This is a genomic window from Deinococcus sp. (genome assembly GCF_018260555.1).
Lineage (GTDB): Bacteria > Deinococcota > Deinococci > Deinococcales > Deinococcaceae > Deinococcus.
The window spans coordinates 1-13,084 of sequence record NZ_JAGLBB010000009.1 but is presented as its reverse complement, the minus strand read 5'-3'; the positions used below and the strand labels follow the sequence as shown (position 1 = coordinate 13,084).

Sequence of the window (13,084 nt, the reverse complement as noted above, 5' to 3'; positions counted from 1 at the left end):
CCGGCGGGTCTGTTCGACGTAAAGGGACCGTATGGGCGCAGAACGTAACAACCCAGTTTCAGCGGCCTCGCACCGGGCCCGGCTGAAGCTGCTGCACCTGCTGGAGTTGCTGCACCTGGAAGCCGACGGCACCCTGGACACGGCGGGGCAGGCCGCGCTGGCGCAGCTGGAGACTGACCCGTCGGGACTACCGGTCACGCAGTGGCGGCAGCAACTGGCGCGCACGGTGACGCTGCTGCAGGGGCTGCCGCGCCCGGAGCGGCCGGGCAGCGTGGCGGCGCTGGTGGTCAGTGAGATTCAGGGCGGCCGGTGGCTGGGTGCGCCCGCGCCTGTCATGCCCGCGCCTGCCATGCCTGTGCCCGCCATGCCTGTATCGGTGGCGCGGGTCGTGGCGACCGACGTCAGTCTGGACTGCTACCTGAGGGCTCCCCCCCTGCCGGAAGGCGTGAGTGTCGCAGCTGCCGTGGCGCGGGACGTGTCGGTGCAGGTCGCCCTGAGCCGCGTGCCGCCCATACCGGGCAGTGTGGCGGCGCTGGTCGCGGCTGAGGTGAGCAGTTCGGTGCCCCTGATACGGACTCCGATTGAATGGCCTACAAAGCCGCTGGGTCCGAGCGGAGCGAGCAGGAGAGAAACGGGTTCCGGACGTGGAGTGGGTAGATCGGTGGTGTTCCGATCTGTTGACGAAACAAACGGAATCCGTATGACAACCCTGGCCCGGCCACCGGCAAGGGCGGGGCACCCGGTCCCTCCTGCACCGGCACCGGCCGCGCGGATGGCCGCCCGCATGGCCGGGGAAGCCGCGTCTGAGCGGACGCCAGCTGTCAAGACGGAACCCGGTCTGGGGCCGTCTGGGGCCTCCGGGCTTCCTCCGCTGGCTCCTGCCTTCCCGGCCGGGCCGGCGTTCCTGACTGGAGCCGGGCCGTTCAACCCGCCGGACCGGCCGCTGCGGCACCATCCGGCCCCGCTGTTTCTGGTGGCGTCCATGATGGTCGCCCTGACGCTGATGGGCGTCACGAGCGTCTGGCCGAACCTCGCGGCGGGCGCCGAGGTCGCGCGGGCGCTGCTGGCGCAGGTGTCGCCGGTGGCCCTGGCGGGTCTGGGCCTGCTGCTGGTCACGAGCGTACTGGTCAGCCTGCGTCCCGGCCCACTTACGCAGAGGGTGGGGGCCGGAGCGTTCGCGCTGAGCGCCGCGCTCACCCTGCCCACGCTGTACGGGACGCTCAGTCACGGCAACGTGACGTTCGGGAAGGACCTGCAGGTCAGCGGGCCGGTGCGCGGAAATGTGATCAACGTGGGCGGCAGCGTACACCTGCGCCCGGACGCCCAGGTGCAGGGTGAGGTCGTCGCGTTACTGGGCGACGTGCACCGTGACGCTGGCGCGCAGGTCAGCGGCCGCGTGAACGCCCTGCTCGGGCATGCGCCAGATGACCATGCTCCACATGACGATGCGCCACATGACTGGGCCGCGTTGCAGACGGGCGTGCCGCAGCGGCTGGCGGCCGTGACGGCGGCGGCGTTCCGTCCGGTGCTGGGATGGCTGGGCAGCGCGGCCTGGCCGCAGGTGTTCGTGACCCTGACCGGCGGGGTGCTGCTGCTGCTGTTCGTGTCGGGGTTGGCTCCCATGCTGGCGCGTCGGCAGCGGTCCGCGCCGGTCCGCACCCTCGCGCTGGGTGTACTGGCCCTCTCGGCGCTGCTGGGGCCAGCCTGCGGGTTGACGCTGGCGGGTCTGCTGGGGCCGGCGCTGATCGCACTGGCCCTGACGGCGCTGCTGATCGCGCTGGGCCTGAGTGTCAGCGCGTACGACGTGGGCCGCGCGCTGGCCCTGCGGGTGCGCCTGCCGGTGCCGGACGCCGTGGGCGCCTTCATCGGCCTGAGCGCGGTGGCGGCGACCCTGAGTGTGCCGCCACTGGCCTTCGCACTCGCGCTGGTCGGCGGCACGTGGGGCGCGGGGACGCTACTCCTGACCCGTGGGCGACCGGAACGGCTGGACCTGACGCAGGCCGCCTGATTTCCGGTTGATTCGGTGCAGTTCCGAATCAATCCGAGCGCATCCGAGAAGGAACAACAGACGCTCCTGGGCGGTATGGAGCCGCAGGCGGTGCCTTCCCGACTGTGGTGCAGTCAAGCCGAATCCGCCTGCTACGAACTCCGATTGAAGGGGCTGCAAAGCATCCGAGCGAAGCGAGTGGGAGCACAACGGGTTCCGGTCAGCCGGGGGTGGAGCGTCAGGCAGCCATGAAAAGAGGACCGGATCTCAGTGAGGTTCCGGTCCCTGCTGTGGTGCAGATGGTGCATTGGCACTGACGGCGCGCGTCAGTTCAGGATGCGTTTGAGGTGCAGGTAGATCTCGTACCAGTCCTGCTTGTCGCGGGGGCGCTTGCCACGCAGTTCGATGCGGGACAGGGTACGGACCCAGTCGGGCGTGATCTGCGGTCCCAGGGTCGGGTCGGCGACGAGGTCGGCGAGACCCTTGGGCAGGGCGCCCTCGGTGGATGCGCCGTAGAATTCGACGCCCTCAAGCAGATCGTGAACGGTGATGGCGTAGGCGCCGGCCAGGGTCTGGAGGGTTTCCAGGCTGGGGTTGGTGCGGCCACGTTCAAGGTCGCTGAGGTAGGGGACACTGATCCCGGCTATCTCGGCGACGTCCTTGAGCCGCAGCCCGCGTTCGCTGCGCAGTTCGCGGAGTCTTTCGTGCAGTTTCATTGTTCACCTCCTTGGCTGCGGCGTGGCCTCACGCCGGAAGCCGGGCATGGTTGGGTGCCGGGCTGGGGCGCGTGCCGCCTGGGGCTGCGCCTCTACTCACGGGCGGGATTTGCCTGTGGGCAGAATGGGCTAGCCTTGATTGGAGTGTAACACCGCTCGTCGGTACGGTCAATACAGAATACACGGGGCGACTTCTTGCCTCTCCCGATATGTTCCTGCTATAATCTGTCAAGATCGTAATCAGCCCAGCGATTCGTCTCCGACAGAACCCCTGTGAGCGCCGTCCTGGCCCCCGCCCGCCCATCCCTTCACGGCCCCACCGACCCCACTGCCCTCCGGGCGGGAAGGAGTGCTCCTCATGCGCTCACTGGACACCATCACTGAAAGCATCCGCCTGGGCCACGCCCATCCCACCACCCTGCTGAACACCTTCATTGAACTGGAAAACGAGGGTGGACTGGTCGCCGTGCGCCGCATGGAACGGCAGTTGCAACTGGGCGTGCGGGCCATGCGGGAGCGCGGCCATCCCCACAGTGACCTCGCGCAGAAGTGGCTGAACTCCGCGCGCGCCTACCTGATCACCCGCGCCGAACGGCGGCAGGCCAGCTGACCCACTCCCAGAACACCCAGCAGCAGGCCCCCGGCATGAACGTCACCGGGGGCCTTTCATCATTCTGTCGCCGCTGTCCGACTGGACTTCCATCTGAACTTCCATCTGGACTTCCAGTCCCGCTGTGATCCAGCCCGACCCGGCGCAGCCAACTTCAGACCCGGCACAGCCAACTTCAGTCCAGGCGGTAGATCTCGCCGTACTTGCGGTGCAGGTACGTCACGTACGGGTCCGCCGTCAGGGCCTGCCCGGTGGCCTGCATGGTCAGTTCGGCGGGTGTCAGGCTGCGCCCGTGCTGATGCACATGCTCGACCAGCCACGCACGCAGCGGGCCGTACTCGGCGGCGGCCACGCCCTGCGCCACGGCGGGGTCGCGCTGCGCGGCCTCCAGCAGTTGCACGCTCAGCAGGTTGCCCAGCGTGTACGTGGGGAAGTACCCGATCAGACCAGCTGACCAGTGGATGTCCTGCAGCACCCCGCTCGCGTCGTCCGGGGGGGTCAGGCCCAGGTACCCCTGCATCTTCTCGTTCCAGGCGTCTGGCAGGTCCCGCACGGCCAGATTGCCTTCAAGCAGCGCGAGTTCCAGCTCGAAGCGCAGCATCACGTGAAAGTTGTACGTGACCTCGTCGGCCTCCACGCGGATCAGGCTGGGATTCACTCGGTTCACGGCGCGGTACAGCGCCGCGGCGTCCAGCCCCTCGGTCACGGAGGGGGCAGCCTGCTGAAGCTGCGGGAAGTACCGCTCCCAGAACGGGAGGCTGCGGGCCAGCAGGTTCTCGAACATCCGCGACTGGCTCTCGTGCACGCCCAGGCTCGCCCCGGCAGAGACCGGCGTGCGCGCCCAGCGTTCACCCACACCCCGCTCGTACATGGCGTGCCCCGTCTCGTGCCAGGTACCGAACAGGCAGGCGGGCCAGTACGGCTCCACGCGGGTCGTGATGCGAATGTCGCTGCGACTGAAGTTCGACTGGAACGGGTGCGCGCTCTCGTCCTGCCGCGCAAAACTGCCCTGCAACCCGAACGCTTCGCCCGCCACGCGCCACGCGAAGTCCTTCTGCGCCTGCGGGGGGAACGGACGGGTCAGCACGCTGTAATCGGCGGCGTCCCCGGCAGCGCGGATGCGTTCCAGCAGCGGCAGCGTGCGGTCTCGCAGGTCCGCGAACACGGCCCGCACCTGCGAGGCGCGCATGCCCGGCTCGTAATCGTCGATCAGGGCGTCGTAGGGATGCTCGTCGAAACCCATCAGGTCCGCCTGACGGCGCGCCAGATCCATCATGCGTTCCAGGTGCGGCGCGAAGGTCCCGAAATCGCTGTGGCGGCGGGCCTCGATCCAGGCGTGGTGCGCCTCGTTCTGCGCGCGGGTCTGCTCTTCCACGAACGCGGTGGGCAGGCGGGTGGCCTTGGCGTGGTCGCGGCGGGCGACGCGCACCACGGCCCGGTCCGTCTCGCCCTGTGGCTGCGCGGCGCTCAGTAGCTCGCCGGTCTCGGGGGCCGTGAACAGTTCGTGGGACAGGCCAGCCAGCGTGGCCAGCTGCTGGCCCCGGACCGGGGCGGCCTCCTCGGGCATGAAGGTTTCCTGCTCCCAGGAGAGCAGGCTGGCGGCGGCGTTCAGGTCACTGACCTGTCCCAGGCGGCGCTGGAGGGCCTGCATGGTCGGGTGGGCCGGGGTCGCATCGGTGGCCGTCTGATCGGGCGTGGTCATGGCCTTCAGGGTACTGCGGCTCGGCGTGCGCTAGGCCACCTGGCCCAGGCGGCCCCTCCCTTCCCTTTTCTGCCGGCGTCTCAGACGGACTGCCGCTCCATTCCGCCCAATCCGTCTGCTGTTCCTGCTCGCGTCCGCTCGGATTGATTCAGAACCGCACCGAATCAATCGGAATCCGTCTCACTGCCAGCGTTCGCGGGATGCGCCGGCCTCGCCCAGCAGCAGGGGCCGCACCTCGCCCAGCAGGTACAGGCTGCCGCACACCAACGCCAGCGGCGCACGCCGGGCAGCCAGGACGGACAGCGCCCCCATGGGTGAGTCCGTGACCGTCACCGGCAAACCCGCGAACAGCGAGGCCAGCGAGTGCGGATCGGCCGCCCGTGGACTCAGGGCCGCGCGGGTCAGGATCACCTCTGACGCGCAGGAGTGCAGGGCCGCGGCGACCCCGCTGATGTCCTTGTCACCAGCCGCACCGAACACCAGCGGGATCGGGCCGACGCCCAGTTCCCCCAGCGCGGCAGCCAGCGCCCGCGCGCCGTCCGGGTTGTGCGCGCCGTCCAGCAGGACCCGCCCACCCTGCCAGGCCAGGACCTCCAGCCGCCCCGGCCACTGCACGGAAGCGGCCCCGCGCGCCACGGCGTCTGCCGGCAGACCCAGGCGCAGGGCTGCCAGGGCGGCCAGAGCCGCGTTCCGGGCCCCGTGGGCGCCCAGCAGCGGAGTGGAGAGGCTCAGAGGCCCTTCCTTTCCTGCGAGCGTCACCTGGGCCCCCTGCCAGCCCCGCAGTTCTGTCCCCAGCAGGTGATCGTCGAGCCTCCACACGTCTGCGCCCTGCGCGGCGAAGATGGCTTGCACCTGCGGCGCGGCCCCCACCACCGCGGGACGCCCGGCCCGCAGAATCCCGGCCTTCTCCCGCGCGATGGCCTCCAGCGTGTCGCCCAGGAATTCCGTGTGATCGAGCGCCACGTTCGTCACGACGCTCAGCACCGGGTCCAGGGCGTTCGTGGAGTCCAGTCGGCCGCCCAGCCCCACCTCCATGACGGCCACCTGCACGCCCGCCTGCGCGAACAGCAGCGCCCCGAGGGCCGTCACGATCTCGAAGAACGACGCCCCGACCGCCTCGGCCGCCGGGCGCACGCGGGCCAGCGCCGCCGCGACCACGGCTTCCGGTAGTTCCTGACCGTCCACCACGAACCGCTCCGTGAACCGCGTCAGGTGCGGACTGGTGAACAGGCCCGCCCGCACGCTCCCGGCCCGCAGCATGGCCGCCAGCGTGGCCGCCGTGGACCCCTTCCCGTTCGTGCCGCCCACCAGCACCGTCCGGAACGACGCCTGCGGAGTCTCCAGTCGCGCCAGCAGCGCCTGCACCCGCCCCAGCCCCGGATGCACCCCGAAGCGCTGCCGGGCGAACAGCCAGTCCAGCTCCGCCTGCCACGCCTCCTGCCAGCCCGTCCCGTCCTGATCCGTTCTCACGGGACCCAGCATAGGCTGCCCCGGCAGCACGGCACACAGCACGGCAACGAGGGGGCGGCCCGGTGTGAACCGACCCCCCCCGCCCTCAGCCGCCTCTATTCGCTGCCTTCGCACCCGCTTTTCCGCGTCTGCCTCCTTAAGCCTGGGGCGCGAAGAACCCTTCTAGCACCGGCACGATCTGCTTTTTGCGACTGATCCGGGCTCCCAGGTCCGCGACCGGACCGTTCACGCTCACCCCAAACGCACCCGCCAGGACCTGCGCCTCGGTAGGTCCCAGTACCAGCGTGCGGTTCGTCCCGTTCAGGATATCCACCACGCTCAGCAGCACGCCCGACAGGCCGTCGGCCGCTTTCACGTCTGCCATGGCGGCCAGCAGTTCGGCCTGACGACCGAAGACATACGCCGGGTTCGTCGTCTCGATCACCCCGATTCCCCACTGCTGCGGCGTGTCCGCGTCACCGAACGGAAACACCTTGTAATCCATGCGCAGCAGCGTCTCGGCCGGCGTATCACCCAGGTCGCTCTTGGCCGCGAACATGGCCAACGCGTACGCCTCCACGTCCTCCACGCCGGCCACCGGGGCCAGGAACGCCACCGCGTCACGGTCCTCCTGCGTGGTCGTGGGACTGCGGAAGTGCAGCGTGTCACTCAGGACGGCGCTCAGCATCAAGCGGGCGTCCAGGGTCTCTACGCTCAGGCCCGCCTCACGGTGCAGCTTCAGCAGAATCGTGCCTGTGGAGCCCAGCGGCTCGAAACGCAGGTAGGGGGGCTGCGCGGTACTCAGGTCACCGAGCTTGTGGTGATCCACGACGCGAGTCACGTTCAACTCCGCAAGGTTCGGCGTGGACTGCGCACTCTCGTTGTGATCCACCAGCGCCACCGCCGCGCCGGCCTGTAGCGCCGGAAGCAACGCCGGGGCGTCCACGCCCGCTTCCCGCAACACGAACGCCGTCTCGAAATTCAAGTCGCCCAGCCGGAACGCCCGGGCGTCCACGCCCTGACGGTTCAGCAGGCGCGCGTACACCAGCGCGGCCGTGATGGCATCGGTATCGGGGTTCACGTGACCAAAAACAGCAAGCATAGCCGCAGTCTACCTGCCTGCCCACCGCGAAACCAACCCGACTGCACAGGGCACAAGCCCCCGCATAACAGGAAAAACCCCCGCGCGTGGCGGGGGCTTCTTTCTGCTTGGCGCTGCTCCGGTGAATCCGGGGGGATTCAGGTCAGGCTTTAGAATTTGACCGTGTAGTTGATCTTGAAGATGTTGCCCTTGGCGTCGGCAGCCCCGGGCACAACAACGTTGTTGGCGTCGCGCATGCGCAGGTTGCCGTAACCGTAGCCGAAGCTCAGGTCGTAGTAGTTGGCTTCAACGTACACGAGGTCCTGGCTGATGGTGCGGCCGTGGTTGCTGTCGCTGAAGGCGCCCGCCGTACCGGCCGTCTCCTTGCCCGCGCTGTCCAGAGCACCGGCCACGTAGGGGGTGTAGACGCGGTTCTTGCCCTGGTAACCGGCGTAGTACACGGCCAGCTTGGTGTTGGGGAGCAGGAACTCGTTCAGCTTCACGCCGACGCGGTAGGTCACGTCATTGGCGGTGTAGGTCTGGAGGGCAGTGTTGTTGTTGGTCCTGTACTGCTTGCTGTAGCCCTTGACGTACCCTTCGAAGCTGGGCTTGAAGGTGACGTTCAGGGGGTCGGTCTTGACGTCCACGGTACCGTCGAGGGTCGTGTAGTCGGCGCTCGTATCATTCGCAGCGAAGTCGCTGTTCTCGAAGCCGGCCTTCAGGTTGACGTTCGCCACGCCGACCTTGGTGGTGTAGTCAGCGGTGCCGTACAGCACGTTGTTCGTGTAGCCGTACGTGGTCACATTGTTGGCCGTGATTGCACGGTAGCGGGCCTTGTAGCCGAGCGTCAGGTTAAGGTCCTTGACCAGGGCGTTGGCGTCTTTACCGTTGTGCATGGCTTCCACACCGTACTCGCTGTAGCAGGTGGTGGTGAAGCAGCTGTTGGTGGTCAGGTCGTCGCCGGTCAGACCGAAGGCGTTCGTCGCGGCGTACAGGCCATTGCTGAACAGCTTAGCGTCGTCGGGGATACGGGTGTTGGCGTTGGCCACGTTGCGGTAGAAGGCGCCGACACTGATGCCCAGGCCGGGGGTCACGTCGCCACGCACGTCGTAACGCACGCCGTTCTTCCCGTTGAACGAACCGCCGAGGGGGGAGTTCGTGCCGGTCAGCAGTTCGTAGTAGCCGCCGCGAACGGTGACCAGGTTGAACAGGCTAACGCGGGCTGCGACGCCACGGTCAACGATGGCAGAAGGCTCAGCAACCGTGTTCAGCGGGCTCTTGCCGTAGTCAACGCTGTTGTCCACGTAACCACCCAGGGCAACGGGGCCAACGTTGGTGGTGACTTTCACGCCGAAGCCGGTGCGGCCGTTGATGTAAGGAGCCGTGCTGTAGGTGTCCGTGGGGTTCGCTTCCATGATGCCGGCCGTCGCGTCGTAGCCAGCGCTGATGGTGCGGTAGTTCAGATCGGTGATCTTCACGGGACCCAGGGTACCGCTCGTCTTGGCGTAGAAGGCGCTCTGGGTTTCCACAGTTCCGGCGGTAGCGCCAGGGATGCGGCTGGGAGCAATGCGGCTCTGAGCGTACTCGCTGTCGAGCTGCCAGCCGGCCACCTGACCGTGCAGATCGGCACCGTAGACGGTGACGTCCTTAACGGGCTGGGACAGGCCGAAGGCGTCCACGCCCTCCTGCAGGACCTGCACGCCGGCCTTGAGGGTCCCGACCGGGGTGATCTCGGCGCGCACGCCGCGGTAGTACTGGTTATCGGTGTTGGCGCCCTTGCGGCTGCCATAGACGGTGGTGATCACGGGCTTGTAGGCGCCGATCACAGGCACGGTGCTGCCGTCGATCTTGACATTGAACCCGTCGCCGCGGCCCACTGCGTCGTTATCGCCGATGTAGTCAGAGAACTTGAACTTCAGGCCCTTACCGAAGGTGACGGTCACGGGGGCGTTGCCGACCGTGAACGCAGCCGTGGCGTTCTTGAAGTAGAAGAACAGGGGGCGGTAGGTGATGCCATCCGTGCCGTTCACTTCGGGGTAGACGGAAGCGCGAACGTCATCCGCCGTGCCATACACGTTATCGACGCCGGGGCCAGAAAGGTAGGTCGGTGCAGTCGCGTTGCTAGGCAGGCCGGAACGGATGCCGAAGTTGACATCAACGGTGTTGACGCTCAGGCCACCCTTGCCCTTGGCGTAGGTGCCGGTCACGTCGCTCTTGGCGGTATCGAACTTACCGCTGCTACCAAAGGTAATGCCAAAGTTGATGGTGGTGCTGCCCTCAGTAAGAACAGCCTTGTTAGGCAGGTTCCCAGCGTTCGAGAAGCCGTAGAAGTTCTCCGCTCCGGCCAGCACGGCGGCCTTTTTGCCCGAGAAGTCAGCGTAGTCAACAGCGCTGTCCTTGGTGATCTCGGTGCCGTCGTCACCGGTGCTGAGCACGGTACCGGGCAGCAGGCGGTCAATGTCCATGTCGCGGGTCGCGCGGCCAACGAGGTAGGTGGCGCTCAGGGTGGGCTTGATGCTGAAGGCGTACTTCTCGAGCTGCGTGACGCGGTTGTCGATGCTGGTGACTTTGGTCTCGACGACGCCGACGCGGCCGGCGAGGTTGTCGAAGTCGGCGCGGGCCACCAGGTTGGCCTGGGCGTCTTCGACGGCGCTGACGCGGTCCTGGAGGTTCAGGATGTCCTGGTTCAGGAGGACGGTCAGGTCGTTCAGGGCAGCGATGGAGCTGGCGTTGTCGTCAACGTCGGCACGCAGGGTGTCGTAGTCGTCGGCGCGGGCGGTCAGCTCGTCAATCTGGCTGGTGAGGCCAGCGAGGGCTTCGGGATCCCCGTTCTGGAGGGCGATGGCTTCGACACGCTCTTCGAGGCGGGCGAAGTCGTCACGGCTGACGGCGTTCTCCTCGAGGTCGCTGACGCGCACGCCCAGGGCGGCGAGGTCGGCGGCGAGTTCCTGAATCGCGTTCTGGAGCGCGGTCAGGGTCTCGGGGTCCATGGTGCCGGGGTTGACTTCGCCGGTCTTCACCTGGTCGAGCAGGCGGGCGATGATGACGGCCGCTTCGTAGCGGGTCAGGTTCTGGGTGCCGCGGAAGGTGCCGTCGGGGTAACCCAGGATGATGCCGGTGCTGACCAGCTTGTCGATGGCGTCTTTGGCCCAGTGACCGGCGGGAACGTCGGTCAGTGCAGGGACCTGGGGCGCGCTGGCAGGAGCCGCAGTCTGAGCAGCGGCAACGCCAAAGGACAGCGCAGCGGTGAGAACGAGCAGGCTTTTCTTCATATGAAACCCCCAAAAGGTCGTCGCGCGTCGGAGTCACGTCCGGCTCTGAAGTTGACGTTGGGGCGAGTTGCCGGGTTTCCTCTCCCGGAGTGGTTCGCCGTCCTGTGTCCCTTTCGCGCAACCTGACGTTCCTCTCCTGTCGGATGAGAACTATCAGATCAGGTGGATGATACAAGCATGAAAGAGACCGGGTCAAGTCTGAGATTCATGTAAAAGGCCCCTGCTACGCGAGAATGCCTATTGCTGACGAACCGATGAAGGTCCGTCCAGTCGGTTTGGAAACGAAAAAGTGCCCAGGCGCTGTCAGAAGACTGTGACATTTCAGGGCGTGCCAGGGGACGTTCATGGCTACCGGAGCATCCACCAGCTTGGAAGTCAGATAGCCCGTTGCCCGGCGTCGATGGCCTGCTGGAACCAGACCGGAACCTGCCCCTTGAAGTAGCGGTCCGCCCAGGTTAAAGCCCACACGTGGTACTCACCTCTCTCGATGGCGGCGCGCGCCCGCTCGACCAACCGGTGCAGGTACCGCAGGTTGTGCAGCGACAGCATGCGCGGCGCGAGCATCTCCTCTGCCTTGACCAGATGCGCGAGATACGCGCGGGTGTACTGCTGGCAGGCGTAGCAGTCGCAGTCGGCGTCCATGGGGATCAACTGCCGGCGCGGGAGGCTGGAATTCATGTTCAGTCGCCCGTCATCGGTCAGGGCGTACCCAAACCGTCCGGTCCGGGTGGGGTACACACAGTCGAACATATCGACGCCAAGCGCGATACCGGCGACCAGATCCTCGGGGTGCCCCACACCCATCAGGTAACGGGGCTTGTGCTCCGGCAACCTCTCAGCCGTAAAGGCGACCGCCGGGTACATCTGATCCTTCGGTTCACCGACCGCCAGGCCACCAATGGCAAATCCCGGCGTGTTGTAGGGCAGCGTCAGCTCCAGGCTCTGACGGCGCAGGTCCTCATGAACGCCCCCCTGCACAATGGCAAAGAGTGCCTGATGATCGTTGGTCTTGGCCATGAGGCTACGCCCCAGCCAGCGCTCCGTGCGTTCCAGACTCCTCTGGATGTACTCCCGCTCCGCCGGGTACGGGGGGCACTCGTCGAACGCCATGATCACGTCCGCTCCGAGTGCCTGCTGCACCTCGATGCTGCGTTCAGGAGTCAGTTGCACCAGACTCCCGTCAAGGTGGCTTTTAAAAGTGACACCCTCCTCAGTGATCTTGCGCATGTGCCCAAGGCTCATCACCTGAAAGCCCCCTGAATCGGTCAGGAAGGGGCCAGGGTAGGCCGTGAAGCCCGGCAGGCCACCATGCGCCTCCACGAGGGCCTCACCAGGCCGGAGCATCAGGTGATAGGTGTTGCCGAGGATCATCTGTGATCCGATTTCCAGCAGTTCCTGTGGACTGATACCCTTGACGGTTCCCTGAGTTCCGACAGGCATGAACATGGGCGTGGCGACCACGCCACGCGGTGTGTGAAACTGGGCCACGCGTGCGCGCCCATCACGGTGTTGAACGTCAAACTCAAACATACCGGGCATTCTGCCTGATGAGCTGCAGATAGAACGTCCATACGCAGCTCATTCGAGGGTGCAGGATTTGATACGGACAGCCAGTGGGCGCAAGGCGGGTTCCGGGCGTAGAGTCGGCAACCCGGTGTGATTCCGGGGCAGTGTAGGTCCACATCATGGTCCAGCCAGACATGGTCGTTCAGGGTGAAGAATAGAAGAAGCCCCCACCAGTGAGGGTGGGGGCGGGTGTGGAGCGGGAGACGAGATTCGAACTCGCGACATCTACCTTGGCAAGGTAGTGCTCTACCAGCTGAGCTACTCCCGCGTGACGCTGCCCGTGGGCAGCGGTGTGTGGATAAGAAAAACCCCCGCGCTGACCGACTTTTCCGGGACCCTGCGGTCCGAGTATCATTGGCGCGACTGCGTTTCACGACCCAGTTCGGCATGGAGTGGGGTGGTTCCGCAGTGCTATGGGCACGGGGGTGTCTTGATTTGTCATGAACTCCGGCCGGGGAAACGGGTGGGCGGAGTGATGCAAGACGAGGTGTGAAAGGCGCGAGGGTCTGGCGGTACAACCCCCGTGGGGGGTTGCGGATGATGGCGGTTGATGGTCAAGACCTCGACTGATGAGCACCAGTCAGCTGAGCGCATTGCTGCGCTTGCACTTCTGGCCTCTTAACCCGGTGGTCTTCCGGGAGTCTTACCTGCTTTCGCAGTGGGAATACTCATCTTGGGGCTGGCTTCCCGCTTAGATGCTT

At 66.5% G+C, this 13,084-nt stretch carries 8 protein-coding genes, 1 tRNA gene and 2 rRNA genes; 2 read left to right on the top strand and 9 right to left on the bottom strand.

Going from position 1 to position 13,084, the window contains the following annotated elements:
- Nucleotides 1–31 precede the first annotated feature (31 nt).
- On the top strand, nt 32–2,008 hold the full coding sequence (locus QZ271_RS03075) for a polymer-forming cytoskeletal protein (RefSeq protein ID WP_291428874.1): 1,977 nt from the start codon (nt 32–34) through the stop codon (nt 2,006–2,008).
- A 305-nt stretch (nt 2,009–2,313) separates the two neighbouring features.
- Here QZ271_RS03075 and QZ271_RS03070 read toward each other — a convergent pair whose 3' ends face one another.
- Entirely contained in the window at nt 2,314–2,703 is a 390-nt protein-coding gene (locus tag QZ271_RS03070; RefSeq protein WP_189064303.1) for a helix-turn-helix transcriptional regulator, read from the bottom strand.
- A gap of 358 nt (nt 2,704–3,061) precedes the next feature.
- Between QZ271_RS03070 and QZ271_RS03065 the strand changes: the two genes are divergently transcribed.
- Entirely contained in the window at nt 3,062–3,313 is a 252-nt protein-coding gene (locus QZ271_RS03065; RefSeq protein ID WP_055362122.1) for a hypothetical protein, read from the top strand.
- Between the two features lie 175 nt (nt 3,314–3,488).
- Here the strand turns inward: QZ271_RS03065 and QZ271_RS03060 are convergent, their stop codons facing one another.
- The 8 genes from QZ271_RS03060 to QZ271_RS03025 form a co-directional block, all read right to left on the bottom strand.
- Nucleotides 3,489–5,015, bottom strand: a complete 1,527-nt coding sequence (locus QZ271_RS03060) for a carboxypeptidase M32 (protein ID WP_291428865.1) — start codon at nt 5,013–5,015, stop codon at nt 3,489–3,491.
- Between the two features lie 180 nt (nt 5,016–5,195).
- On the bottom strand, nt 5,196–6,485 hold the full coding sequence (locus QZ271_RS03055; protein WP_291428863.1) for a folylpolyglutamate synthase/dihydrofolate synthase family protein: 1,290 nt from the start codon (nt 6,483–6,485) through the stop codon (nt 5,196–5,198).
- A gap of 136 nt (nt 6,486–6,621) precedes the next feature.
- On the bottom strand, nt 6,622–7,566 hold the full coding sequence (locus QZ271_RS03050; protein ID WP_291428860.1) for a manganese-dependent inorganic pyrophosphatase: 945 nt from the start codon (nt 7,564–7,566) through the stop codon (nt 6,622–6,624).
- A gap of 149 nt (nt 7,567–7,715) precedes the next feature.
- Entirely contained in the window at nt 7,716–10,817 is a 3,102-nt protein-coding gene (locus QZ271_RS03045; RefSeq protein ID WP_291428858.1) for an S-layer homology domain-containing protein, read from the bottom strand.
- Between the two features lie 375 nt (nt 10,818–11,192).
- Entirely contained in the window at nt 11,193–12,347 is a 1,155-nt protein-coding gene (gene tgt, locus QZ271_RS03040) for a tRNA guanosine(34) transglycosylase Tgt (RefSeq protein WP_291428856.1), read from the bottom strand.
- Nucleotides 12,348–12,575: 228 nt separating this feature from the next.
- Nucleotides 12,576–12,651, bottom strand: a tRNA-Gly gene (locus QZ271_RS03035).
- Between the two features lie 40 nt (nt 12,652–12,691).
- Nucleotides 12,692–12,808 (bottom strand): 5S ribosomal RNA (rrf, locus tag QZ271_RS03030).
- 125 nt (nt 12,809–12,933) lie between these two features.
- Nucleotides 12,934–13,084: ribosomal RNA gene (locus QZ271_RS03025) — 23S ribosomal RNA — on the bottom strand; the annotation flags it as partial.

Bases quoted from the DNA above. Each gene is read 5' to 3' on its own strand.
- QZ271_RS03050 (WP_291428860.1), bottom strand. From the start codon at position 7,566: ATGCTTGCTGTTTTTGGTCACGTGAACCCCGATACCGATGCCATCACG.
- QZ271_RS03045 (WP_291428858.1), bottom strand. From the start codon at position 10,817: ATGAAGAAAAGCCTGCTCGTTCTCACCGCTGCGCTGTCCTTTGGCGTT.
- QZ271_RS03070 (WP_189064303.1), bottom strand. From the start codon at position 2,703: ATGAAACTGCACGAAAGACTCCGCGAACTGCGCAGCGAACGCGGGCTG.
- QZ271_RS03075 (WP_291428874.1), top strand. From the start codon at position 32: ATGGGCGCAGAACGTAACAACCCAGTTTCAGCGGCCTCGCACCGGGCC.
- QZ271_RS03060 (WP_291428865.1), bottom strand. From the start codon at position 5,015: ATGACCACGCCCGATCAGACGGCCACCGATGCGACCCCGGCCCACCCG.
- QZ271_RS03065 (WP_055362122.1), top strand. From the start codon at position 3,062: ATGCGCTCACTGGACACCATCACTGAAAGCATCCGCCTGGGCCACGCC.
- tgt (WP_291428856.1), bottom strand. From the start codon at position 12,347: ATGTTTGAGTTTGACGTTCAACACCGTGATGGGCGCGCACGCGTGGCC.